Origin of the sequence: Cohaesibacter celericrescens (assembly GCF_002866925.1) — a bacterium.
GTDB classification, from domain to species: domain Bacteria; phylum Pseudomonadota; class Alphaproteobacteria; order Rhizobiales; family Cohaesibacteraceae; genus Cohaesibacter; species Cohaesibacter celericrescens.
This window is the reverse complement of sequence record NZ_PKUQ01000001.1, coordinates 555,567-579,032: the sequence shown is the minus strand read 5'-3', so window position 1 is coordinate 579,032 and position 23,466 is coordinate 555,567. Positions and strand designations below refer to the sequence as shown.

The window sequence follows — 23,466 nt, the reverse complement described above, 5'->3', positions numbered from 1 at the left end:
GTTTCGCCGGTTAGGCGTTTGGAATATTGAGCGTCTGGCGATTGATCTCTGTGATCCCTGATGTGGTTTGGGAATAGCCTCGTTCGATCAATTCGCAGTGCCAATTGCCCTGTGATCCTTCAATCTCAAACATATTGAAACGCGCAGCGGGGTTTTTGCCTCCCAGTCCTTGGGAGGCGCTCGGTACACAGACAACCGGCACCTGACAATTTGGGCCGGGAATTGCCATCTTTGTGGCTTTGTGAGTGTGGCCATGCAGGACCAGTTCGGCGCCGTGGTTCTTGATGACTTTCCGGAAACGCGATGCACCGATCAGACGTTTGTGCCAATGGGTGGCGTTGCGGCACGGTGGGTGATGAATCATCACCACGCGAAACAACTTTCTGTCGGCGCATGTGTCCAGTATATCGGACAAAGCCTTTGCCTGTGCTTTTTTAAAGTAGCCCGTTGCCATGAGGGGCAGTGTGGCTTGGGCGGAATTGACACCAATCAGCGCGATGTTGTTTCGAATGCGTAGATAGGGAAAAGAGGCTGTTTGGCTGGCCTTGTCGTCGCTGGACATGAAGGGGCGCCATGATTTTTCAGCCCGGAGGCGGGAACGCGGCACATAAGCATCATGATTGCCGGGAATAGCGGATACGTTTTGAGGGTCCCCAAGGCTATCGAGCCATCGTTTGGCATTGGTGATTTCCAAAGGGAGCGCCAAATTGACCAGATCACCTGTCACCGCTAAGTGGTCGGGGGCTTGGGTGTTTAGATCCTCAATCAAGTCATCGAGCGTACTGCTGGTCAATATACCCTTGCGGTTGCGCCGCCAGTTTACATAGCCAAAGATCCGTTTGGTGGCCAGCTGCGTCAGGGTCGGATTTGGTAGGGGCCCCAAATGAGGATCGGAAATATGTGCAAGACGAAACATAGCCAACTCTTTTCTTTGAATTGACCTAGCGATTAATCGTTTTTATCGGATTCGTCTAGGTTTGAGTGGTTTTGAGACAAAATAAAAGCAGCAATAGCGCATGTCGCTGTTGCTGCTTTTAAAAGAATATTTTGATCGTTTTTGGGGGGGCATAACCAATCGCAAGAAGCGATTAACCCAATGGGTTGATCAAAGTATTGACAACTGCGCGGTCAGCCATATTGACTGCAGGAACCCACTGGTAGCGCACTGTCTTTTTGGATCTTTTAAAGAATTTCATCATGGCCGTTCTCCGATCTGATGAATTTTTAATCAGGTGGTGCTGAAATTTTCAGCAATTGAGTTGAATTTGCGCTCATATTGCTAATAAACCAATAGGAAAATAGTTATGATTTTGCATGGCAGGTATGCTTTTTTACGTGGTCTTAAAAGATGAGACTAATCAGTATTTTATCTAGGCTCGGAGTTCCAATTTCTGCGCCAAGGTGGTTGATAAGTCTGATGCTGATAGTACGCTCTGGTACGCAGGGTGTTTCGCTCGGTGTGAGGGTGGTTGTTTTTGGGGCAGACGGTGCTGTTTTTTTGGTCAGGCATAGCTACTTGGATGGGTGGTATTTCCCCGGCGGTGGTGTCGACCGTGGAGAACTGCTTGTTGAGGCTGCGAAGCGGGAGCTATGTGAAGAAGCCCGTATAATCAGCCTTTCTGAGCCACAGCTTTTGGGTATCTACTTGAATGATAAGCGCGCATTGCCTGACTATATCGCTTGTTATGTGGTGAAAGACTGGCGTTGGGATAGTGCTACGGGGGAGCGACTGGATGGGAGGTCTTTGGATGGAGAAATTATCGAATCTGGTTTCTTTGATCTGGATGAATTGCCAGATGGAATCTCCATTGCAACAAGAGCAAGGCTGAAAGAGATCGCGGAGGGTGCAGATGCTGCTCATTACTGGTAATGGGTTGATTGGCGATGTTGGAAATTGGTTGGTGTTTTAAAATATAGTGCTTTTAAATCCATTAAAACAGAATTATATGCTTATTTATTTCTCTTAATATTATAATGTGGTGTATAGACAGGGCGTTGGGGCTGTGATACCTGAAGTCAACTTTAATGAATGGATCTCCGAAAATGCTGCGACGATAAAGAATATGTTTATAGCGGCCGGATTGTTTCAGTCTGGTGTTTTGAACCTGTAAATAGGGTGCCTTTATGGAGGTATCCTTTTTGCATGAGCGCATTTCGAAGCTGCCGCATCAAGCGGCTAGAATGGACAACCCACATGTGTCGGCCAGAATTTAGTTTGGAGCAGGAACTTCCTCTCCACGTGGAGGCTATTGAGCAGTTGCATCGTGATGCATTCGGGCCGGGGCGGTTTGCGCGTACAGCGTTTCGGGTGCGAGAAGCGGTTTGCCCTGATTCTTTGTTGAGCTTCGTTGCCCTTTCTGAGGGGCATCTTGCCGGTTCCGTTCGGCTTTCTCCTATCAGCATCGGAAAATGCCGCGCTTTGTTGCTTGGCCCACTTGCTGTCCATCCGGATTTTAAAAATGCCGGTGCAGGTCGTCTGTTGATGCATCGAGCCATCGAAGCGGCACGGGAACTGGATTATTGTGCCATTTTGCTTGTTGGCGACTTTGACTATTATGTGCGGTTCGGGTTTGAACGTGTGCCTTTGGGGCGCATTGTCATGCCTGGGCCAGTGGACCCGGGGCGGCTGCTGTTGTTGTCTTTTGACAAGGTTGAGTCCGACCTGTGCAGTGGCATGGTGCGGCCCCTTATTGAATAGACTACTTGATGATTGATGTCTGGCTTGAAATTATTAAGGTTTGTTTCTCAGAATTTGATTTGAAGAACAGTTATGCCGTTGTGGTAGCAGATTGAGCGCTTATATTCTTTGTTTGGAAAAGTGCATCTTCTGGTTCTCAGACACGTTTGAGGGCGGATTGCAGCATAATCAAATCTCAAGGGACCGTATGTCAGACAGAACAAGAGATTCAGAAATGCCAGATGCCGGCGATGCGGGTGTGCTCAGAGACATGCCTGCCGGTTTATCTGCTCTCATCTCTCGTGCTGATGGCCGTGCTTCGTCGCCACCCGTTGAACAGTGGAATCCAGAGTTTTGCGGTAATCTGGATATGCGCATCGCTAGCGATGGTACTTGGTACTATTTGGGTAGCCCCATTGGGCGAGCACCTCTGGTGCGCTTGTTTGCTTCGGTATTGCGAAAAGACGAGGACGGCAAAACCTATCTGGTCACGCCGGTAGAGAAAATTGGCATCGCTGTTGATGACGCCCCCTTTCAGGCGGTTGAACTGGCAATCGACGGAGCCTTGGCTTCAGGCGGTTGCTTGACGATGCGCACCAATCTTGGTGATCTTGTTCGCATTGATGATAGCCATCCCATGCGCTTTGAACTGGAGGAGGCAACCGGTGGGCTGAAAGCCTATGTCACCGTGCGAGGTAGGCTGGAGGCGCGGCTGACCCGCGCTTTGATGTATGATCTGGTGGCATTGGCGCGAGAGGGGCAGGGGGAACATCAAGGTCAGTTTGGCATTATCAGCTGCGGTCACTTCTATTCCATCTGCTCTATGGACGCGTTTGAACAGGGTGACTTGGGTCATGATTGATTTTTCTGCCGCTGCTTTTCGAGAGCGCGTACAAAAGGCCTTTTCACAGGATAGCGAACACGCACAGGCACCCCATGACAAAACGCCGATAAAGGATCTTGCTTGGCATGAGGGGGAGGTTTTGCACCTCAAGGATGCGGCTGTGTTGATTCCCATTGTGGATCGGGGCAATGAAGCCAGCATTATTCTGACTCAACGGACCGATCATTTGGCATCTCATGCTGGCCAAATCGCTTTTCCCGGGGGCAAGGTTGATGATCATGATGCTTCCGCAGAAGGGGCTGCCCTACGCGAAGCGGATGAAGAAATTGGTCTGAAGCCTGAGTTTGTCGATGTTTTCGGGTATATGCGGCCTTATGTATCTTCGACCGGTTTTCGCATATTCCCTGTTTTGTGCACTGTTCGGGAAGGTTTTGAACTGGTTGCCAATCCGGGGGAGGTTGCTGATATATTCGAGGTTCCGCTGCGTTTTTTGATGGATCCTGACAATCATCAGAGGAAAAGCGCCGAATGGCGCGGTAAAATGCGCCATTATTTTGCAATGCCCTATGGGGATTACTATATCTGGGGTGTGACAGCTGGCATTTTGCGAAATCTGTATGAAACGGTATATAGTCCATGATCCGAATTATCTTTACTCAGCTTATTCTGTTTCTTCTCCCGTTCCTAGTTTATGCGGGATATTTGTTCCTGACCAATAAAATGCATCGTAAGGCATGGATTGATGCCCCACGGTACTGGCTGGTGATTGCTGGTCTCGTGGTTTCGGTCTTCGGTTTTCTTTTTATGTCGCAGATCAATAACAATCCTCTCGGTGGGACATATGTCCCTGCGCACATGGAGAATGGGAAGTTGATTCCGGGGCAAATTAAGGCACCAGAATGACAGTCGAAGAACGTTTCTTTCTGGCGAAGGAAGATCAGGCCTTCGATTGGCTGAAGCGGCCTGCATTGCAAAAATTATTTGCTCTTTTGAATCGGGACGGAGAAGAGGTGCGTGTGGTCGGTGGTGCTGTGCGCAACAGTCTGCTCGGGGGCAAAGTCAATGATATTGATTGCGCCACGACCGCCGAACCCAGTCTAGTGATGGAGTGGGCTCGGGCCGCAAATATTCGTGTGCTGCCAACGGGGGTGGATCATGGCACGGTGACATTGATGATTGACGATGAGTCTTTTGAAGTCACCAGCCTGCGCACTGATGTGGCGACAGATGGCCGCCATGCACAGGTGGTTTTTGGTCGAGACTGGGCCGAGGATGCTGCGCGCAGAGATTTTACCATGAATGCGATTTATCTGGATGCGGCTGGGCGCTTGTATGATCCGACTGGCAGTGGCGTTGCGGACGCAAAAAAGCGCTGTGTACGCTTTATTGGCGATGCTGAACGGCGGATAGCGGAAGACTATTTGCGGGTGCTGCGTTTCTTTCGGTTTTATGCGCAATATGGTGGGCATTACAACACGCCGGACTATGTTGCCTGTATCGCTGCCCAGCGCCAACTGGCGTCTTTGTCCGGTGAGCGCGTGGGCGCGGAGATGCAAAAGCTTATAAGTGGTCGATATGCGGTCGAGTCGTTGGACGCGATGCTAAAGGGCGGGATGCTGCCTGCTGTTCTGGCAAGTGTTCCCAGCCTCACCCGCTTTGCTCGTCTTTTGGAGCTGATGTCAATCTTGCGGCTCAAGCCGGATATGACGGTGCTTCTGGTTGCTTTGTGCGTTGACGTTGCCGAAGATGCCAAGCGGATTGCGGGCGTTATGCGTCTGCCAAACAGGCTGCGCGATGCCATGATCCGGCTTGTTGCAAATGTCCGGACGATCCGGTCTATTTCAGAAATTGAAATACAGGAATTAGCCTATTTACACGGCAAAGATGTGGCCCATGACTTGGTGGTGCTGGCGCTGGTGCGACGACAAGTTTCAACAGATCTAACCAAAATTTCGATGCTGCTGCACAATTTGGATCTGTGGCGACCGCCAGTCTTTCCCTTGAGCGGTCGCGATCTGTTGGATAAAGGCATGAAGCCCGGGCGTCAGCTTGGGAAGCGTTTGTCTGAATTGGAACAAATATGGGTGGCGAGCGGGTTTTCGCTGAGTAAAGCCCAGTTGCTCTCGCGAAAGGTTCTGCACTCCTGAGTTATGGCTCTGGGGTGTTCGTTCTTTCAGGGCCATTTTACGACGGGTGGCATGGATGAAAGGATCGAGGCGACATTGCCACCGGTCTTCAAGCCAAAAATCGTGCCCCGATCATACAGCAAATTAAACTCGACATAGCGTCCGCGGCGGATCAGCTGCTCTTCGCGGTCTTGGTCCGTCCATGGTTGTTCCATGTGTTGGCGGACAAGGCGCGGATAAATGTCAAGAAAGGCCAAACCAATATCCTTGGTGAAGGCAAAGTCGTTGTGCCAGTCGCCGCTGTTGTGCCGGTCATAGAAAATGCCGCCAATGCCGCGTGGTTCATCTCTGTGCGGCAAATAGAAATAGCGTTCACACCAAGCTTTATAGGCTTCATAGTCGGCGACAGGGTGCGCATCGCAAGCTGCTTTCATTGCGGCGTGAAACGCAATGCTGTCCGGATCACTTTGCGTGCGGCGTCGATCCAGCACCGGCGTCAAGTCTGCACCGCCGCCAAACCATTGTTTGGTGGTGACAATCATGCGGGTGTTCATATGAACCGCAGGGACGTTTGGATTGTGTGGATGGGCGATGAGGGAAATGCCTGAGGCCCAAAACCGCGGGTCGTCCGATGCGCCGGGGATTTGATCGCGAAACTGTGGGGCAAACTCGCCGTGGACAGCCGAGACATGCACGCCGACTTTTTCAAACACACGGCCTTTCATGATGGACATGATGCCGCCGCCACCTTTCTCGCCGGTGTGGTCAGTGCGTTCCCATGGGGTGCGTTCGAAACGGCCCGCAGGCATATCAGCATTGGGGCCGCGCACCTCTGCTTCAATCTTTTCCAAGCTGTTGCAAATCTTATCGCGTAGTTGACTGAACCATGCGGTTGCCAGTTGCTTTTTTTCTTCGATGTCGACAGGTAGGCCTTCTGGAAGGATCGAATTGACGGGTTCGGTCATTTGGGAAAGGCTTTCAATTGTCGCATGGCTTCGGTGGCGACCATGGCTGTGGAAATGGCAAGGTTGAGCGAGCGTTCGCCCTCTTTCATGGGGATGGTGAGGCGTTCATCGGCGCTGTCATGCACGGCATCAGGTACCCCCGCTGACTCGCGACCAAACATCACTATGTCGCCTTCATGATAGGTGAACTCTATAAAAGAGTGGTCCGCCTTGGTGGTTGCGAGAATCAGACGGCTGTTTTGTTCTGTGCGCCAGTCATTAAAGTGCGCCCAAGATAGATGCTTGGTGAAGCTGCTACGATCCAGATAATCCATGCCAGCACGGCGCAGAGTGCGGTCATTCAGGGCGAAGCCGCACGGTTCAATGATGTGAATATGCAAATCCAGGCACGCTCCCATTCTGAGAATCGTACCAGTATTTTGCGGAATATCCGGCTGATAAAGGGCAAGTGAAAAGCGCATCATGTCTTTGGTTTGGCCCAACTGGTGCGGGATGGCAATTGTTTTTTTGGCGCAAGCTGATGTGCGCGCCGCGACAGGGCAGTGACTTTGTCCTTTGGTGGGATAAATGTCACATGCCTTTGGATTTCTCAGTGCGTCATGTTTTTGTTCTCCCCCGAGATCGGCTTGTGATAGGCTAGTCTTATCTCACTCGCGGACGATTGATTGGCTTTTTGATGCCAATCCAGTTCAAAATCATCACATAAACCCTCATTTTTGACTTGGTTCTGTTTGGAGCTTGGCGATGTTTTCGCGTTTCGAAAAATTGGTTGATCCCTTCACTTTGGATAATCTGGAACAGCCACCTCAGGGGTTCTGGGCTTTCTGTTGGCATTACACACGACCTGTGGCGCCGTTTTTGTGCATTGTTTCAATTATGAGTGCAGCAGTGGCTGTGATTGAAGTGATGATGTATGGATTTGTCGGGGACTTGGTCAACTGGTTTGCGACTTCTGATCGTGCGACCTTTTTCGATGATCATACAGATGACCTTATCTGGATGGGTATTCTGGTGCTGGTGATCATGCCTGTGTTGGAATTTGCATGGCAGTTTTTGTTTCACCAGACCATCATTGGCAATTATCCGATGTCCATTCGCTGGCGGGTACACCGGTATTTGTTACGCCAATCGATGACTTTTTATCAGGATGAATTTGCGGGTCGTGTGGCGCAAAAGCTGATGCAAACCGCTCTGGCTGTGCGTGAAGTGATCACGCGGCTGGCTGATGTGCTGGTGTTTATTTCGGTCTACTTTATTTCTGCTTTGGTTTTGATCGGCCAGACCCACTGGCAAATGGCCATGCCGCTGGCTCTTTGGATTGTTGGCTACATTGGTGTCATGGTGTTTTTCGTGCCGCGTTTGAGAGATATCTCCAAGACGCAAGCCAATGCCCGATCTGACATGATGGGCAAAGTGGTTGATGCTTATTCCAACATTTCGGTGGTTAAATTGTTCTCCCATGCGTCGCGTGAGGACAATTACGCCAAGGCGTCGATGATGGGGTTTATGAAAGCTGTCTACCGGCAAATGCGGCTGGTTACACTTTTGGAAATCGCGCTCAAGACAATCAACCAGCTGTTGTTGGTGGCGACGGTTGCTGTGTCTATCTATTATTGGCATCTGGGACTAGCAACCGGCGGTGATATCGCCATTGCGACCGGGCTTGTGTTGCGCTTGCGTGGGATGTCTCAATGGATCTTGTGGGAAGTGAGTGGCGTGTTTGAAAATGTGGGCACGGTACAAGACGGGATCAGCACAATTTCCCAGCCACAGGTCGTACTGGATAAGCCAGACGCGGTGCCTTTGGTGGTGTCGTCCGGTAAAATCGAATTTGACAAGGTTTCCTTTGATTACGGCAAGGACGAACCGGTCGTTGATGCGCTGGATCTGACGATCAATCCTGGTGAGAAAATCGGTTTGGTCGGGCGCTCTGGTGCAGGGAAGTCAACACTGATCAATCTGTTGTTGCGTTTTTATGATCTCAATTCCGGCGCGATCAAGGTGGATGGGCAGCGGGTTTCTGACGTTCAACAAGATAGTTTGCGGGCGCAGATTGGTGTTGTCACGCAAGACACGGCTTTGCTACATCGTACCGTTTTGGAGAATATTGTTTATGGCCGCGAAGGGGCCAGCCTTGAAGAGGCCAAGGAAGCCGCGCGCAAAGCGCAGGCGCTCGATTTCATCGAAGGGCTCACCGATAGCAATGGTAACTCTGGTATGGACGCCCAAGTTGGAGAGCGGGGGGTGAAACTGTCTGGTGGTCAACGCCAGAGGATTGCCATTGCCCGTGTGCTTTTGAAAAATGCGCCTATTCTGGTGATGGATGAAGCAACATCGGCTCTGGATTCCGAGGTGGAAGCGGCCATTCAGGATAGCCTCAATGTTTTGATGGAAGGGAAAACCGTGTTGGCGATTGCCCACCGCCTTTCAACGATTGCCTCTATGGATAGGTTGATCGTTATGGATGCCGGCCGGATCGTTGAAATGGGTAGCCATGAAGAGTTGTTGACCAATGGCGGGCTCTATGCGTCCTTATGGCAGCGCCAGTCTGGTGGTTTTATCGCCTGAAGACGTCAGTGCAAAACGCGACTCGGTAGTGCTTTGCACTGGAATGAAGAGGCGGCTGGAATGGCCGCCTTTTCAACTTGATGCACAATAAAACGGCGCTACTGGGTTTTTGCTGAGGCATTTTGTCGCAATTAGATGTGCTATAAGACGAATTTGTGATGCACATTTCACGACAAATGGTTCTAGTTGGGGTTCCCGCTCTGGACAAGCCAATCGATCAATGCAAAAAGAGTTTTCCTATAGTCTGGTTTGACACCGGACTGCAATTTAATTGGCTCGCTTGCTGTCAAAGGACTGGACCATCCTTTTGGGGATGCTGACACCGTGTCAAGGGCAGACGGGCTGGAGTTGGACACTGGTTGGAAGAGGACCTAGCCTTGGCTACCAGCGATAAGGCAGAACATACCCGCCGCGATTTTCTTTATGTCGCAACTGGCGCGTTTGGGGCCGTCGGCGCAGCAGCGCTTGCTTGGCCGTTTATTGACCAGATGAATCCCGATGCTACCGCATTGGCTCTCGCATCCACGGAAGTGGATATTTCTTCGATAGAAGAAGGCCAGAGCCTGACCGTTAAATGGCGCGGTAAACCGATTTTCATCCGGTATCGTACACAGACAGAAATTGACGAAGCGCGTGCCGTCGATGTGGCTACACTTAAAGACCCACAGACCGATGAAGAGCGAGTCAAACCAGGCAAGGAACAGTGGCTGATCCAGATTGGTATCTGTACGCATCTTGGCTGTGTGCCTCTGGGTGAAGAGGGCGACTATGATGGATGGTTCTGTCCATGTCACGGTTCGCACTATGATTCCGCTGGTCGCATTCGTAAAGGGCCGGCACCTCTCAATCTCGAGCTGCCGCCATATGAATTTCTGTCCGATACTCTTATCAAAATCGGCTGACGTCCGGCAAATGTCTTAAGGAGACCAGTCATGAGCGGACATTCGACTTTCGAGCCGCAGAACGGATTTGTGAAATGGATGGAACGCCGCCTGCCTTTTATTAGTCTGGCGCATAATTCATTCGTATCTTATCCTGTTCCAAAGAATTTGAATTACCTGTGGACCTTCGGTGCTATCTTGGCTGTTTGCCTTGTAGCGCAGATCATCACCGGCGTTGTGTTGGTTATGCATTATACTCCGCACACTTCTATGGCCTTTGATTCCGTTGAGCATATCATGCGCGATGTGAACTGGGGTTGGATGTTGCGTTATTTGCATGCCAACGGCGCTTCGATGTTCTTCATCGCCGTTTATATCCATATTTTCCGTGGCATCTATTACGGTTCCTATAAAGAGCCGCGTGAAGTTGTCTGGATCTTGGGTGTGGTCATCTTCTTGCTGATGATGGCAACCGGCTTCATGGGGTACGTCCTGCCTTGGGGGCAAATGTCCTTTTGGGGTGCGACAGTTATCACCAACCTCTTCTCAGCCTTCCCGATTGTCGGTGATCCGATTGTTGAACTGCTGTGGGGCGGCTTCTCGGTTGACAACCCAACACTGAACCGCTTCTTCTCGCTGCACTATTTGCTGCCCTTCATGCTGGCTGCCATCGTTGGCCTGCATATCTGGGCTTTCCACGAAGTTGGCAACAACAACCCAACCGGTGTGGAAGTGAAAGACAGCCAGGACACGGTGCCGTTTACGCCTTATTACACGGTCAAGGATCTGTATGCGATTGTACTGTTCCTGATCTTCTTTGCATGGATGGCTTTCATGGTGCCCAACTTCATGGGTCACCCTGATAACTATATCCCTGCAGATAGTCTGGTGACGCCTGCTCATATTGTTCCTGAGTGGTACTTCTTGCCCTTCTATGCGATCCTGCGTGCAATTCCTGATAAGCTGGGCGGTGTTCTGGCGATGTTTGGTGCGATTGCCGTGCTGTTTGTGTTGCCTTGGCTTGATACGTCCAAAGTTCGATCCAATAACTATCGTCCATTGGGCAAACAGTTCTTTTGGATCTTTGTGGTTGTCTGCCTAGGCCTTGGCTATTTGGGTGGCAAACCTGCTGAGGATGGGTACGTCCTTTGGGCACGTATCTTTACCGTTTACTATTTCGCATACTTCCTGGTCATTCTGCCTGTGCTTGGTTTCATTGAAAAACCAAAAGCATTGCCAGCGTCGATCAGTGAAGCTGTTTTGTCCAAACATGGCGGATCTGCAGCAGCAGACTCCAAAGCCTAAACGAGCGAGGAAAGGGTAAAACCATGATTACGCTGACCAAATCCACGGTTCGCGCGCTCGTAGCAGCTTGTGCTCTGGCGGTTTCATCCGCCGGTGCTCTGGCCGCGGGCGGTGGACATCACTATGAAAAGCAGGACTGGTCATTTGCTGGCCCGTTCGGCACCTTTGATAAAGCGCAGTTGCAGCGCGGCTTCCAAATCTACAAGGAAGTCTGCTCCAGCTGCCACTCACTGAAATATGTGGCCTTCCGCAACCTCGGTGACGAAGGTGCGTTGGGTTACAATGAAGATCAGATCAAAGCTTTGGCTGCGGAATATGAAGTAGAAGACGGCCCTGATGCAGATGGTGAGATGTTTACACGTCCTGCCAAGCCATTTGATTATTTCCCGTCTCCTTATCCAAATGATGAGGCTTCAAAAGCATCCAATGGTGGCGCCTTGCCGCCGGATCTTTCTCTGATCGCCAAAGCGCGCGGTGCTAATATTGGTCCTGATACCGGTATTGAAGTGTTCAATGACCTGATCCGTTTGGTTTGGCATCCGCTGACCACATATCAAGAGTATGGTCCGGACTATCTCTATGCGCTTTTGACAGGCTATGAAGAAACCCCTGAAGAGCTTGAAGAAGAAGTTGGTGATTTGAACTACAACCCTGCTTTTGGTGGTGGTATTAAATTGGCTATGGCTGCTCCGCTCGATGACGAGCTGGTGGAGTATACCGATGGCACGCCAATGACCACAGAGCAGTATGCAAAAGATGTGACCGCCTTTTTGATGTGGGCTGCTGAGCCCAAATTGGAAGAGCGCAAGAAAGTCGGTATTAATACTCTGATTTTCTTGATTGTCTTTGCTGGCCTGTTGTTCTTTACCAAGCGCAAATTGTGGTCCAAAGTCGATCATTGATTGCCGCGAAGGTTGTGACTATCAAAAGGGGCTCTGGTTGAGCCCCTTTTTTGTGTGCAATTGGGAATTTGCATTGCGCCTGACAGCTGCTTTGGCACACTGCTAATTGGTTAAACCGCGTGGATTGCATTGAAATTCTGCTGGTGCTGTTTGATGATATGGGAGCGTTTGCGATGACAGAGGCTGTGTTGGGGATTATCGGCGGATCCGGGCTTTACGATTTGCCCGGATTTGAGGAGAGCGAGTGGGTTTCGATCAAGAGCCCATGGGGGATGCCGTCCGATGATGTGCGCATTGGTGAGCTGAACCACCGTAAGGTGGTTTTTTTGCCGCGCCATGGCCGAGGGCATGTGTTCGCCCCTTCCGATATCAATTATCGCGCCAACATCGATGTGATGAAACGGGCGGGCGTGACCGATCTTGTTTCCATATCGGCCTGCGGTTCGCTTAAGGAGGCCTATGCGCCCGGTAGTTTTGTGTTGGTGGATCAATTCATCGACCGTACCTTTGCGCGACAGAAAAGCTTTTTCGGTCGTGGATGTGTGGCCCATGTGTCGCTGGCGCATCCTGTTAGCCCAGCTCTGGTTGATATGGTTGAGCAAGCTGCCAAGCTCGAAGCGCTCGATTATGTCAGAGGGGGTACCTATTTGGCGATGGAAGGGCCGCAGTTTTCTTCTCTTGCAGAAAGCGAGCTATATCGGACGTGGGGGTGTGATGTGATTGGCATGACCAATATGCCAGAGGCAAAACTGGCGCGGGAAGCTGAGATCTGTTATTCCACCGTAGCTATGGTGACGGATTATGATTGTTGGCATCCTGATCATGGCAGCGTGGATATTCAAGACATCATCGCCGTACTGAAAAGAAATACCGAAAAAGCCCAGAGGCTGGTGTCTCGGCTGGCGAGTATTCTGCCAAAAGACCATGTTGCGTGCCCGATCGGATCTGATCGCGCTCTTGATTTTGCCATTATGACGGCATCGGATAAACGAGATCCGGACCTGTTGGCCCGGCTCGATGCCGTGGCCGGACGCGTATTGTAGACAAGTGGAGCCCAAAATGCAGACCAGTGAGACTCTGGACCTTAAAAGCCTGATCCGATCCATTCCGGACTATCCCAAAACCGGGATCATCTTTCGGGATATTACCAGCCTGATTGCTCATGGCGCAGGGTTCAAACAATCTGTTCGTCAACTTGTTGACCCGTATCGGGGGCAGGGGATTGACAAAATTGTAGGTATTGAGGCACGCGGTTTCATCTTTGGCGGAGCTATGGCCGAGCAGCTCGGTGTGGGGTTTGTTCCTATCCGCAAGCAGGGCAAGTTGCCCGGTGAGGTAATTGGTCAGGATTATGCTCTGGAATATGGCACTGACCGGATTGAGCTCCATGCCGATGCGATCAAGGCGGGTGAAAAAATCCTGCTGGTGGATGATCTGATTGCCACCGGTGGTACGGCCGCTGCCGCCGTTGATCTGTTGCGCCGCGCTGGCGCTGATATCGTCGGGTCGGCTTTTGTCATCGACCTGCCTGAACTTGGAGGGACAGATGCGCTACGAGCCAAAGGTGTCGATGTCCACTGCCTGATAGCGTTTGAGGGTCTGTAAGAGAGAGCAAAAGGCTATTAAACGAAGATCCTATCGTGTGGCGTTTTTACGCACAGCCGGACTTTTATTGGTTCTGATGGTAAATTGCGGTAGACTGAGCTTCAACAAATTTTGGGGAGACATGCTATGACTGTAAATGTTGGAAGCTTGGACCGCGTCCTGCGGATCGTCGTTGGGGTTGCTTTGCTGTCAATGATGTTCATTGGCCCTAAAACCATGTGGGGATTGATTGGAATTATCCCGTTGGCAACAGGCCTTATGCGCAGTTGCCCGCTTTATTCGATTTTTGGATTGAATACCTGCGGGAAAAAATAAAATGGTCCTTGATTGGGCAACAAGAATGTTAAAAAAAAGCCGCCCAGAGTGATCTGGGTGGCTTTTTGGTTTGCTTGAACGCAATTGCTGCAGCAAATCTTTACGGCAGCATCATGCCCTTGAGGGCAAAGAAGAACAGGGCGGCCAAGAAGCCGGATACCGGCACTGTGATCACCCAAGCCGAGGCGATCTTGAGAAGAGACGAACGTTTGACCAACTGTCGTTTCAGTGCTTTTTTTAACTGTTTGCGCTGAGCGGCTGTGATGACTGCGTCATGGCCCATTTCTTTCAACGCATTCAGCATGCGGCGTTTGTCTTCAGGTGGTGCGTTCTGGAACGCCATCAATACAGCTTCAACTTTACTGAATTCAGGATCGCCTTCATGACGGCTCAATACATCTTCCACCACTTTACTCATGCGTTGTTCCAGAAATTCACGTAAGAAGCCAACACCGAAGACTCCACCCAACGCCACATGTGTGGAACTGATTGGCATACCAAGTTGACTGGCGATGATCACCGTGACGGCAGCGGCAAGGGCGATACAGAAAGCGCGGGAGCGATCCAGTTCGGTGATCTCGGAACCGACCGTACGGATCAGTTTGGGGCCATAAAGGGCCAGACCGAATGAGATGCCCAACGCGCCGATGACCATCACCCATAGTGGGATCGAGACCTTAGCGCCGTCTGCCGCCTCTGGATTGTTGGTGAGAACATCAACAACACCGGCCAGCGGTCCCACCGCGTTAGCAACATCGTTTGCACCATGAGCAAAACTCAAAAGGGCGGCTGCGAAAATCAAGGGAATGGTGAACAGGCGATTGACACTTGCCCTGTCTGACGTCAAGCCGTCGGTTTTTTTGGCAATGATTGGCTTGACGACGAAATAGCAAAGTATGCCAATAATCAAACCGGCAATCAGGGCCGTGCTGAACTCGATATGCACCAGTTTTTTGATGCCCTTGAGACCGATATAGGTGGTGAACGCGGTGGCCATCAATGCAATCATGAACGGCACCACACGTCTTGCCGCGCTTAAGGGATCAGGTTTGAAGAATACAAGTTTTTTGAGAGTATAGAGTGTTGCTGCGGCGACAATGCCACCCATAACGGGCGATATGACCCAGCTGGCGGCAATCTTGGCCATCGATTCCCAATTGACAATCTCCCAGCCCGCAGCAGCGATGCCCGCACCCATGACACCACCAACAATTGAATGGGTTGTCGAGACCGGCGCACCAAACCAGGTTGCTGCATTCAGCCATATCGCTGCACCCAGCAAGGAGCCCATCATGGCCCATACAAATGTATCCGAATTGGGCAGTGAAGCCGGATCTATGATGCCTTTTTTGACCGTATTGACGACGTCGCCGCCTGCAATAATAGCTCCGCCTGCTTCAAAGACGGCAGCAATCAGGATTGCCATGGTCATGGTTAGAGCAAAAGAGCCAACGGCCGGTCCGACATTGTTGGCTACATCGTTGGCACCGATATTCAAAGCCATGTAAGCACCAATAACAGAGGCTGCAATCAATAAGAAAGACTGGTCTGAATGAGCATACTGCGTGCCAGTGTAAATCATGACGCCGACAACGAAGAGAACCGCTGTTCCCAATCGTCCAACCTCGGACCGGCTTAGGTCTGCGGCAGATTCGATTTTGAGATAATCTCGCACTTTCATGTTCCCTCCAGGCGCGTGCCTTGATGCGGACTCGTAGTTTGCCGCTTATGCCTTATGGGACCGAGCTCCCTTATGGCTTGAGGCGAGTCAATTTGGGCGGGATATTATCGGTTATTCTAGAATTATCGACAGATATTGTCGGTTCACCCCAATATCTGTGTAGAAGTTTGGCGTTTGATTGCCGGTTGAGTGCAATTTGTGCGGTTTTACTTGTGGTGTTCTTTATTGGATTTGTAAAAAGCGCACAAACTGCATCAATAGCTCTCAACAATACGGTTCAGTGAAGCTGGAAACCATAGGAATGAAAGAGGCAAATCGATTCTCTAGGCGAAGGAAAGCGAGCGAACGAATACATCATTCGCGGCATTTTGATGCCGATCCAAGCAAATGCGGCGCTCTGGTCCAATGTCTCGGGCAAATTTGCAAACGCAATAGATCACGGAAACAAAGGTTTTTGATCTATTGCGTTTGTCTTCTCTCGTGGTTTGAAACGAACGTTTTAATCCACTGGCGGTTTACGTGTTGAACTTGAAGAGCATGACGTCGCCGTCTTGGACGATATATTCTTTGCCTTCATCACGGGCTTTGCCTGCTTCTTTGGCTGGGGTTTCACCGCCCAGCGTAACATAGTCATTATAGGCAATCGTTTGGGCACGAATGAAGCCGCGCTCGAAATCGGTGTGAATGACACCGGCAGCTTGTGGTGCACGGGCACCTTTGGTTACGGTCCAGGCGCGTGTTTCTTTTGGTCCGGCAGTGAAATAGGTGATCAGATGCAGCAGCTCATAGCCTGCGCGGATCATGCGATCCAAACCGGGTTCTTCAACACCCAAAGTTTCCAGAAATTCTGCTTGCTCTTCATTGTCGAGTTGCGAGATTTCGGCTTCGATGGCAGCTGAGATAACGACTGAGCCGTTGCCTTGTGATTTTGCCATTTCTGCTACGGCTTCAGAAAACTTGTTGCCTGTTGCGGTGCTGTCTTCATCAACATTGCAGACATAGAGCACAGGCTTGGTTGTCAGCAGGTTTAGGCCTTTGACGGCCTTCATGTGGTCTTCATCGATAATCGGGAGTGTACGGGCTGGCTTGCCGGCCTGAAGTAGCTCTAGGATGCTATCCATCAGTTCGGTTTGTGCCTTGGCGTCTTTGTCCCCAGTTTGTCCGCGTTTTCTGATGTTTGCAACACGTCGCTCAAGGCTTTCCATATCCGAGATCATCAGTTCTGTCTCAACTGTATCGGCATCGGTAACGGGGTCAATTTTGCCTTCCACATGGGTGATGTCATCGTCTTCAAAACAACGCAAGACATGCACGATGGCGTCAACTTCGCGGATGTTGGCAAGAAACTGGTTGCCCAGACCTTCCCCTTTGGAGGCACCCCGTACGAGGCCTGCGATATCAACAAAGGTCAAACGGGTCGGGATCAGTTCTTTAGATCCTGCGATCTTGGCGATCTCGCTCATGCGCGGGTCTGGCACCGCCACATCACCGGTATTTGGCTCAATGGTGCAGAAGGGATAGTTGGCTGCCTGCGCTGCTGCTGTTTTGGTCAGGGCGTTGAACAGGGTGGATTTGCCAACGTTGGGGAGGCCTACGATGCCGCATTTGAAACCCATGGCTATTGATCCTTTTTCTTTGAGACCAGCCGCATCAGGGCTTCGGCCATTGCATTTTTAGGGGCATTTTCTGCCGAATTTGTCTTGGAGGAGCCGGTGCTGCTCTTCATGGGGGCGTCGTTCGATTGATTTGCCTCTGTGGAGGCTGCTTCTTTTGGATTGCCGAGCTTGTTATCGTTCTTTTTAGACGGCGCTTTGGTCGGTGTCTTGGTCTTTTTATGACCATTGACCGGTGGTGTAAGTGTTTGGCTCAGATCGGTCATGAACCGTCCTAGATCACCGTTAAGCAGGCTAGGTACGGTCTTGGCAAGGCTGTCGATCACGGGTTCTAGCCATTCTTTATCCACTTTGGCAAAGTCTCCCAGAACCCACTGGGTCACGCGTTCTCGGCCCGGATGGCCAATGCCAATGCGTACGCGATGAAAGTCATTGCCGATATGTGCCCCAGTGGAGCGTAAACCATTATGGCCTGCAACACCGCCACCAAGTTTTGCTTTTACCTTGCCGGGGTTGAGGTCGAGTTCATCATGAAAGACAAACACGTCTTTCACATCGATCTTGTAGAAACGACAGGCTTCCGAAATCGCGCGGCCAGAGTCATTCATGTAGGTGGTTGGCTTGAGCAACAGGACTTTGTGCCGACCGATTTGGCCTTCGCAGACTTCGCCCTGAAATTTGCGTCGCCAAGGGGAAAAATTATGTTGGCGAGCAATTTCATCAATCGCCATGAAACCGATATTGTGGCGATTGGCAGCATATTTGGGTCCGGGATTTCCAAGTCCGACGAGCAGATGCATGGATTTTCCTCCCGAACCCTAATCTTGATGGTTCTTACAGCCAGCGCCGATTATTCAGGTGCTGCTTCGGTTTCTTCTTCTTCTGCTTCGTCTGTTTCATCTAGACCAGCAGGAGCCGCGATTGTTGCGATGGTGAAGTCGCGATCCGTGATGACTGGTGTCACGCCATCTGGCAATTGAATTGCAGAGATGTGAAGGGAGTCACCGATGTCAGCTGTTGCCAGATCAAGAGTGAAGGCTTCTGGAATTTCCAGTGCAGGGCAGTTCACTTCAACTTCGCGACGAACGATGTTCAGTGCGCCACCACGTTTCAGGCCTGGGCATTCGTCTTCGTTGATGAATTTCACCTGTACACCAACCGTGATTTTTGTCTTGCGAGAAACGCGCAGAAAATCAACGTGGATTGGGAAATCACGAACGACGTCGAGCTGATAATCACGTGGGATCACGCGGATGGTTTCGCCTTCAACATCAACTGTGATGACGTGAGACAAGAAACCGCCTCTACGAATCTGCAATTCTGTTTCCTTGTAAGGAAGAGAAATGGAGAGAGGTTCTTTTTTATCACCGTAGATTACGGCAGGTACGCGACCAGCGCGACGCAATTCACGAGCGGCCCCCTTGCCGGCCCGTTCACGACGTTCTGCTTTGAATTCAAAGTCAGCCATTTGGAATGCTCCTAAAAAGATCAAAAAAGGGCCATCTGCTGGCCCATTTGCTGCAACTCCTCCAAGGGTGTAGAGGCAGCTGGAGGGCTTATAAGGCAAAGTGCGGTTTATGGCAAGCAGGCGCGGCCTAGAAAATAGCGGTTTTTTAGCCAGTTTCCAGTCTTTTGAACGGTCTTAAGGGTGCTGTTGTGTTGGAGCTTGTTGCTTACTGTCCTCAAACGATCAAGCATGAGGCAAAAGAAAAGCCCAGCAAGATCTGCTGGGCTTAATTATTCGTTTCGCTATTCGAGCGGAAAACATCAATCGAACAGAGAAGATACGGATTGTTCATTGGCTGTTCGAGAAATCGCCTCGCCGAGCAGGTTGGCGACGCTGAGTACCCGAATGTTGTGGGCGTTGAGTACCGCTTCTGTTGGCTCGATCGAATCCGTGATCACCAGTTCACGCAGTTTTGAAGCTGTGATACGGGCAACAGCACCACCGGACAACACGCCATGCGTGATGTAGGCTGTGGCAGAGGTTGCACCTTTTTTTATCAGCGCTTCAGCGGCATTACAAAGTGTGCCACCGGAATCGATGATGTCGTCCACCAGAACACAATGCCGGCCGCTGACGTCACCGATGATATTCATCACTTCGGATTCGCCCGCCCGTTCACGGCGTTTGTCAACAATTGCAAGTGGAGCTCCGATGCGTTTTGCAAGGGCACGCGCTCGAACCACACCGCCAACGTCAGGGGAGACAACCATTACATTCTCTGCCTCATTGCGTTCCAGAATATCACGCGAGAGCACAGGGGCTGAATAGAGATTGTCGGTTGGGATATCAAAGAAACCCTGAATTTGGGCTGCGTGTAAATCAAGCGTCAAAACACGGTCAGCACCAGCGTGAGAAATCAGGTTTGAAACCAGTTTGGCTGAGATTGGTGTCCGAGGGCCGGGTTTGCGGTCCTGACGGGCATAGCCAAAATAGGGAATAACTGCTGTGATGCGGCGCGCAGAGGCACGGCGAAGAGCATCAATCAGAATCAGGAGTTCCATCAGATGGTCGTTGGCGGGATAGGAGGTGGGTTGAACCACAAAGACATCCTCTCCACGTACATTTTCATGCACTTCAACGAAAATTTCCTGGTCCGCAAATCGTCTTACGGAAACATCGCTGAGCTCAATGCCTAGATATTCTGCAATGCGCTTGGTTAGGGTTGGATTGGAATTGCCGGCGAGAAGTTTCATGAACCGTATGTCCTGTCGCTTCGCTGATTGGGGGAGCCGCTGGTCGGGGATGGCTCCGGTGCACCCCTGTTCACTATCCCTTTTCCATTTTGGGCTCTTCAGCCCGACAGCAGAAAAGTTGATCACTTTTGGATAATTAGAGCAACTTAACCGCCCAAATGTGAGGGCGGTCACTCTAGGTGCCTTGTAATCATGGAATCTCTGTAATGTAAAGTTTCTGCGACGAGGTTATGCCGTTTTTTTTAGTATAATACCTCACAGCATGGCTTATCGTCAGGAATAGTGTATTTCTTTTGTATAATCGCAATCATTGCGTGTATTTATATTTTTCTGGTTGTATTTGAGCCAAGAGCTTGGCGCGCATTTATATGCTGGCATGCCAAGTTTTTAGTTTCGCGGCTGTATCGACGGACACTTTGTCCAGAACCGGTCCTTTGACACTGTCCCATGGATCGCTGGAAACCATAGCCGTTTTTTGAGAGCCGGTTACGCGATTGATCCGTTTGCCATTGGCGTCAAAAATATCCCAAACATAAGAAACAACACAATCTGACCCTGACTTGCTGGCTGAGAAATAGCCCTTGATGCGATGGGTAACTTTCTGATCTGTGCGCGCGACGACTGGCAAGGATTGCTGTGCAATGCGCAAGCCGAGCGATTTGGACAGTTCACGAGCAACGTCCTTAGGCGCGCCGACCATTGGCTCGAATGTTAGAATGGCGCTTGACGCTGGAGCTTTATAGCCAACTGAAGGGGCTTGCGCGGTGTTCGAATTGGCCAAACTTGTAGCCGGCGGCAACCCGTTGGTGCTGTCATCAAGGGCTGTCTGTTGATTTGAGTCTGTATAATCAATCGCAGGGGGCTGGCTGTCCATGATTGATGCTGGAGACTCGCCGATTGTTCCTGGAGGTGTTGGAATGGCAGATCCTGCGCAAGCTGCCAGGCTCAAAGTCAAAAGGGCGCTCAAACCGGTTTTTCGGATGATTTTCATCTGCAAGACGTACATGTGCCGTTGCTCCGCAATAAAGTTGATGTCGGTTCCACCGGTCCTTGGGTTTCAAAGTCGGGGAACCCGAAAAGGGTTCCCCTCCAAAATAGAGCCGCCAGGTTGTCGAATGCTTAACCAAATGCGAAGCAGGGCAAAATAGTGCGTATTGCCAAAATCAGTCGGATGCTACCGCTGCTACCGGATCAGAAGATCCATCGGCAGGCTTGAAAGTGGTTCCGGTTCTGCTTCCGTTGTGACGTATGTTTGCCCCAGACACATGGCGACATTCTGATCGCTATCCATCAAGATCATATGGGCAAATAAGGTCATATTCGGGCAGATTTTATTTTCATTGCCACGATAGATCAAAGGCCAGTCCATCCAGCTGGGTGCAAAGCTTGCCCCGACGCTGTAGCCACAGGCATTGAGGCGATGAGCATGGCCTCCCATTCCATCAATGACCCGTGCATGGGTGTCGTAGAGGTCGCCAATATTATTGCCCGGGCGCATGACGTCTTCGACTGCTGAAAGAGCGGCAGTAGCGATGTCATATAATTCACGATGGCGGGGGAGGGGGGCTCCAATGATTACGGTGCGTATCGCCGGTGTATGATAGTGGCGGAAGGCGCCGGCCCACTCCAAAGTCAGTTGGTCCTGTGACTGTAGTTGGCGCCGGCCGGTCTTGTAGCGGCAAAGCAGGGCGTCTTCGCCTGAGCCAACCACAAAATGATGGGCGGGGTAATCTCCCCCCGCTTCCAAAATGGCCCCCTGCATGGATGCCAGGATCTTGCCTTCGTCTGCGCCGGCCTTGATGAGGGGCAGGGTTTCGTTCAGAGCCAAATCTGTCAGTTCACCAGCTTTGCGCAAATAAGCAATTTCCGCACCGGACTTGATGGCCTGTAAAGGGGGGATGATGCGTGAGGCATCTTCACAATCAGCAAATGATCGTAGGGATTCATCAAGGGTGCGGCCGTCCTTTGCTGTCAGGCCATGGGTGTCATATTCGATGCCAATGCGGCAACCCAGCAGATCCAGATCTTCCAGCAAACCACGCAATTGTACGGCAGGTGAGGCTTTTTTCTTTACCCGATCTGCCCATATGTGCACATGCTTGATATTGGATGTTCTTTTGGCTTGCCGCATATCGGCAGAACGGGTCAGAAGGTCTGTCTCGCCGTTCTTGCGTAGGACCAGACATTGAAACAGATTATAGCCTGTCGTGTCATATCCCGTCAGCCAATACATGCTTTCCTGCGCAAATATCAGCATCGCATCCAGTTTGCGGTCTGCCATTTTTGCCAACACGGAGGCCTTTCGGCTTTTGAATTCATCCGGGGAAAAGTGTAAGGCCATTTAGTTGCTCCCTAAAGCGTATTCTTGCAAAGCGGATTCATGTGGTGATGATTTTGGGGCGTGATTCTGATCCCTGTAAATCATTACTTACCCGAGTGTATCAGATCAACGCGATTGCAGATATTTGCCGTCCGTAATCAGGTTCATTTCGATGTGTAGACCGACGAAAACTGAAAAATTGGTTTTCTTCGCCGTAAGTGCAGCGGTTGATATTGAGCGCTGTACCGATATTGCTTTCTTCCAGCTTTGCAACAATGAAAGCTGGCAGGTTGAATTGCATATGCCCATCGCGGTTGCCTTGCGAGAAAAAGTGGGCGTAAGCGCTATCGCGTTCAATAAAGCGTTCCTTGAAGGCTGTATCAACCTCATAATTGTCGCGGGATATGGTTGGGCCAAGGATGGCCGTAATATTTTTATTCTCTGCTCCCAGCTCAAGCATTTTTTCAACGGTTGCTTGGATCACGCCCTCAAAGGCTCCTCGCCATCCTGCATGGGCAGCGGCAACCACCCCGGCATTGGGGTCTGCAAACAGGACAGGTCCGCAATCAGCAGTCAGAATAGCAACCGCAAGACCAGGCGTGTTGGTGACCAATGCATCGACTTTGGGTGGTTGGGAGGAGGTGAAAGGACCATCAATCGCCAGTGCCAGAGGTGAGTGGACCTGATAAGCCGTCACCAAACGGTCATCCGCTACGGTTATGGTTTGGGCTACCAATGCGCGGTTCTGTCGCACCTGTTCCCTGTCATCATCTGACCCGTAGCCACAATTGAGACTGTGATAAGTGTCGCTTGATGTCCCGCCGTTGCGGGTAAAGAAACCGTGCTCAATGCCCGTTAAACTGGTTAGGGCTTGATGCTGAACGCGCATGAATGCTCCTTGGTTCAATGCATGCTGAAAGCAAAAATGACTCTGCCTGATGAATTTGGCTTGGCAAACTCAAGT

Annotated in this window: 24 protein-coding genes; 13 read left to right on the top strand and 11 right to left on the bottom strand. The window is 50.9% G+C overall.

Annotated features, from left to right (window positions below):
• Positions 1–10: 10 nt before the first annotated feature.
• Positions 11–916 carry a metallophosphoesterase family protein gene (locus C0081_RS02815; protein ID WP_101532255.1) on the bottom strand — a complete coding sequence of 302 codons (906 nt, stop codon included), beginning with the start codon at positions 914–916 and terminating at the stop codon, positions 11–13.
• Positions 917–1,417: 501 nt separating this feature from the next.
• On the opposite strand from C0081_RS02815, the gene C0081_RS02810 reads away from it, so the two are divergent.
• From C0081_RS02810 to C0081_RS02785, 6 genes are all read left to right on the top strand, one after another.
• Entirely contained in the window at positions 1,418–1,870 is a 453-nt protein-coding gene (locus tag C0081_RS02810) for an NUDIX domain-containing protein (protein ID WP_180966730.1), read from the top strand.
• A 273-nt stretch (positions 1,871–2,143) separates the two neighbouring features.
• A complete protein-coding gene (locus C0081_RS02805; protein WP_245417833.1) occupies positions 2,144–2,698 on the top strand; it encodes a GNAT family N-acetyltransferase in 555 nt (184 codons plus the stop codon).
• 214 nt (positions 2,699–2,912) lie between these two features.
• Positions 2,913–3,539 (top strand): DUF1285 domain-containing protein, encoded by a 627-nt coding sequence (locus C0081_RS02800; protein ID WP_101532252.1) that lies wholly within the window; start codon positions 2,913–2,915, stop codon positions 3,537–3,539.
• Positions 3,532–4,161, top strand: a complete 630-nt coding sequence (locus C0081_RS02795; RefSeq protein ID WP_101532251.1) for a CoA pyrophosphatase — start codon at positions 3,532–3,534, stop codon at positions 4,159–4,161. The genes C0081_RS02800 and C0081_RS02795 overlap by 8 nt, the downstream gene beginning before the upstream one ends.
• The gene (locus C0081_RS23810) at positions 4,158–4,424 is read left to right on the top strand and encodes a DUF6111 family protein (RefSeq protein ID WP_101532250.1); all 267 of its coding nucleotides are present in this window, start codon (positions 4,158–4,160) and stop codon (positions 4,422–4,424) included. Before C0081_RS02795 ends, C0081_RS23810 begins: the two co-directional genes overlap by 4 nt.
• Positions 4,421–5,668 carry a CCA tRNA nucleotidyltransferase gene (locus C0081_RS02785; protein WP_101532249.1) on the top strand — a complete coding sequence of 416 codons (1,248 nt, stop codon included), beginning with the start codon at positions 4,421–4,423 and terminating at the stop codon, positions 5,666–5,668. The genes C0081_RS23810 and C0081_RS02785 overlap by 4 nt, the downstream gene beginning before the upstream one ends.
• Positions 5,669–5,694: 26 nt before the next feature.
• Here the strand turns inward: C0081_RS02785 and hemF are convergent, their stop codons facing one another.
• On the bottom strand, positions 5,695–6,612 hold the full coding sequence (gene hemF, locus C0081_RS02780) for an oxygen-dependent coproporphyrinogen oxidase (RefSeq protein ID WP_101532248.1): 918 nt from the start codon (positions 6,610–6,612) through the stop codon (positions 5,695–5,697).
• The gene (locus C0081_RS02775; RefSeq protein WP_342587661.1) at positions 6,609–7,076 is read right to left on the bottom strand and encodes a tRNA (cytidine(34)-2'-O)-methyltransferase; all 468 of its coding nucleotides are present in this window, start codon (positions 7,074–7,076) and stop codon (positions 6,609–6,611) included. The genes hemF and C0081_RS02775 overlap by 4 nt, the downstream gene beginning before the upstream one ends.
• Before the next feature lie 280 nt (positions 7,077–7,356).
• Between C0081_RS02775 and C0081_RS02770 the strand changes: the two genes are divergently transcribed.
• From C0081_RS02770 to C0081_RS02740, 7 genes are all read left to right on the top strand, one after another.
• Complete coding sequence (locus tag C0081_RS02770; RefSeq protein WP_101532247.1) at positions 7,357–9,180, top strand: ABC transporter ATP-binding protein; 1,824 nt, start codon at positions 7,357–7,359, stop codon at positions 9,178–9,180.
• A 377-nt stretch (positions 9,181–9,557) separates the two neighbouring features.
• Complete coding sequence (gene petA, locus C0081_RS02765) at positions 9,558–10,082, top strand: ubiquinol-cytochrome c reductase iron-sulfur subunit (protein WP_101532362.1); 525 nt, start codon at positions 9,558–9,560, stop codon at positions 10,080–10,082.
• 30 nt (positions 10,083–10,112) lie between these two features.
• Positions 10,113–11,366, top strand: coding sequence for a cytochrome b (locus C0081_RS02760; RefSeq protein WP_101532246.1), 1,254 nt, complete (start codon positions 10,113–10,115; stop codon positions 11,364–11,366).
• A 23-nt stretch (positions 11,367–11,389) separates the two neighbouring features.
• Positions 11,390–12,268: a cytochrome c1 gene (locus C0081_RS02755; protein ID WP_101532245.1), complete on the top strand. Its 879-nt coding sequence runs from the start codon at positions 11,390–11,392 to the stop codon at positions 12,266–12,268.
• Between the two features lie 173 nt (positions 12,269–12,441).
• Positions 12,442–13,311 (top strand): S-methyl-5'-thioadenosine phosphorylase, encoded by an 870-nt coding sequence (locus C0081_RS02750; RefSeq protein WP_101532361.1) that lies wholly within the window; start codon positions 12,442–12,444, stop codon positions 13,309–13,311.
• A gap of 16 nt (positions 13,312–13,327) precedes the next feature.
• Positions 13,328–13,873 carry an adenine phosphoribosyltransferase gene (locus tag C0081_RS02745; protein ID WP_101532244.1) on the top strand — a complete coding sequence of 182 codons (546 nt, stop codon included), beginning with the start codon at positions 13,328–13,330 and terminating at the stop codon, positions 13,871–13,873.
• Between the two features lie 126 nt (positions 13,874–13,999).
• Positions 14,000–14,188, top strand: a complete 189-nt coding sequence (locus C0081_RS02740; RefSeq protein WP_101532243.1) for a YgaP family membrane protein — start codon at positions 14,000–14,002, stop codon at positions 14,186–14,188.
• Positions 14,189–14,288: 100 nt separating this feature from the next.
• Here C0081_RS02740 and C0081_RS02735 read toward each other — a convergent pair whose 3' ends face one another.
• From C0081_RS02735 to pgeF, 8 genes are all read right to left on the bottom strand, one after another.
• Positions 14,289–15,869 (bottom strand): inorganic phosphate transporter, encoded by a 1,581-nt coding sequence (locus C0081_RS02735; protein WP_101532242.1) that lies wholly within the window; start codon positions 15,867–15,869, stop codon positions 14,289–14,291.
• Between the two features lie 515 nt (positions 15,870–16,384).
• The gene (gene ychF, locus C0081_RS02730) at positions 16,385–17,485 is read right to left on the bottom strand and encodes a redox-regulated ATPase YchF (protein ID WP_101532241.1); all 1,101 of its coding nucleotides are present in this window, start codon (positions 17,483–17,485) and stop codon (positions 16,385–16,387) included.
• A gap of 2 nt (positions 17,486–17,487) precedes the next feature.
• On the bottom strand, positions 17,488–18,282 hold the full coding sequence (gene pth, locus C0081_RS02725; protein ID WP_101532240.1) for an aminoacyl-tRNA hydrolase: 795 nt from the start codon (positions 18,280–18,282) through the stop codon (positions 17,488–17,490).
• A gap of 50 nt (positions 18,283–18,332) precedes the next feature.
• Positions 18,333–18,950, bottom strand: a complete 618-nt coding sequence (locus C0081_RS02720; RefSeq protein WP_101532239.1) for a 50S ribosomal protein L25/general stress protein Ctc — start codon at positions 18,948–18,950, stop codon at positions 18,333–18,335.
• 299 nt (positions 18,951–19,249) lie between these two features.
• Positions 19,250–20,182, bottom strand: a complete 933-nt coding sequence (locus tag C0081_RS02715; protein WP_101532238.1) for a ribose-phosphate pyrophosphokinase — start codon at positions 20,180–20,182, stop codon at positions 19,250–19,252.
• 364 nt (positions 20,183–20,546) lie between these two features.
• Positions 20,547–21,188 (bottom strand): hypothetical protein, encoded by a 642-nt coding sequence (locus C0081_RS02710; RefSeq protein WP_101532237.1) that lies wholly within the window; start codon positions 21,186–21,188, stop codon positions 20,547–20,549.
• A gap of 177 nt (positions 21,189–21,365) precedes the next feature.
• Positions 21,366–22,523: a M24 family metallopeptidase gene (locus tag C0081_RS02705; protein ID WP_101532236.1), complete on the bottom strand. Its 1,158-nt coding sequence runs from the start codon at positions 22,521–22,523 to the stop codon at positions 21,366–21,368.
• Between the two features lie 100 nt (positions 22,524–22,623).
• Positions 22,624–23,391, bottom strand: a complete 768-nt coding sequence (gene pgeF, locus C0081_RS02700) for a peptidoglycan editing factor PgeF (protein WP_101532235.1) — start codon at positions 23,389–23,391, stop codon at positions 22,624–22,626.
• Between the last annotated feature and the right edge of the window lie 75 nt (positions 23,392–23,466).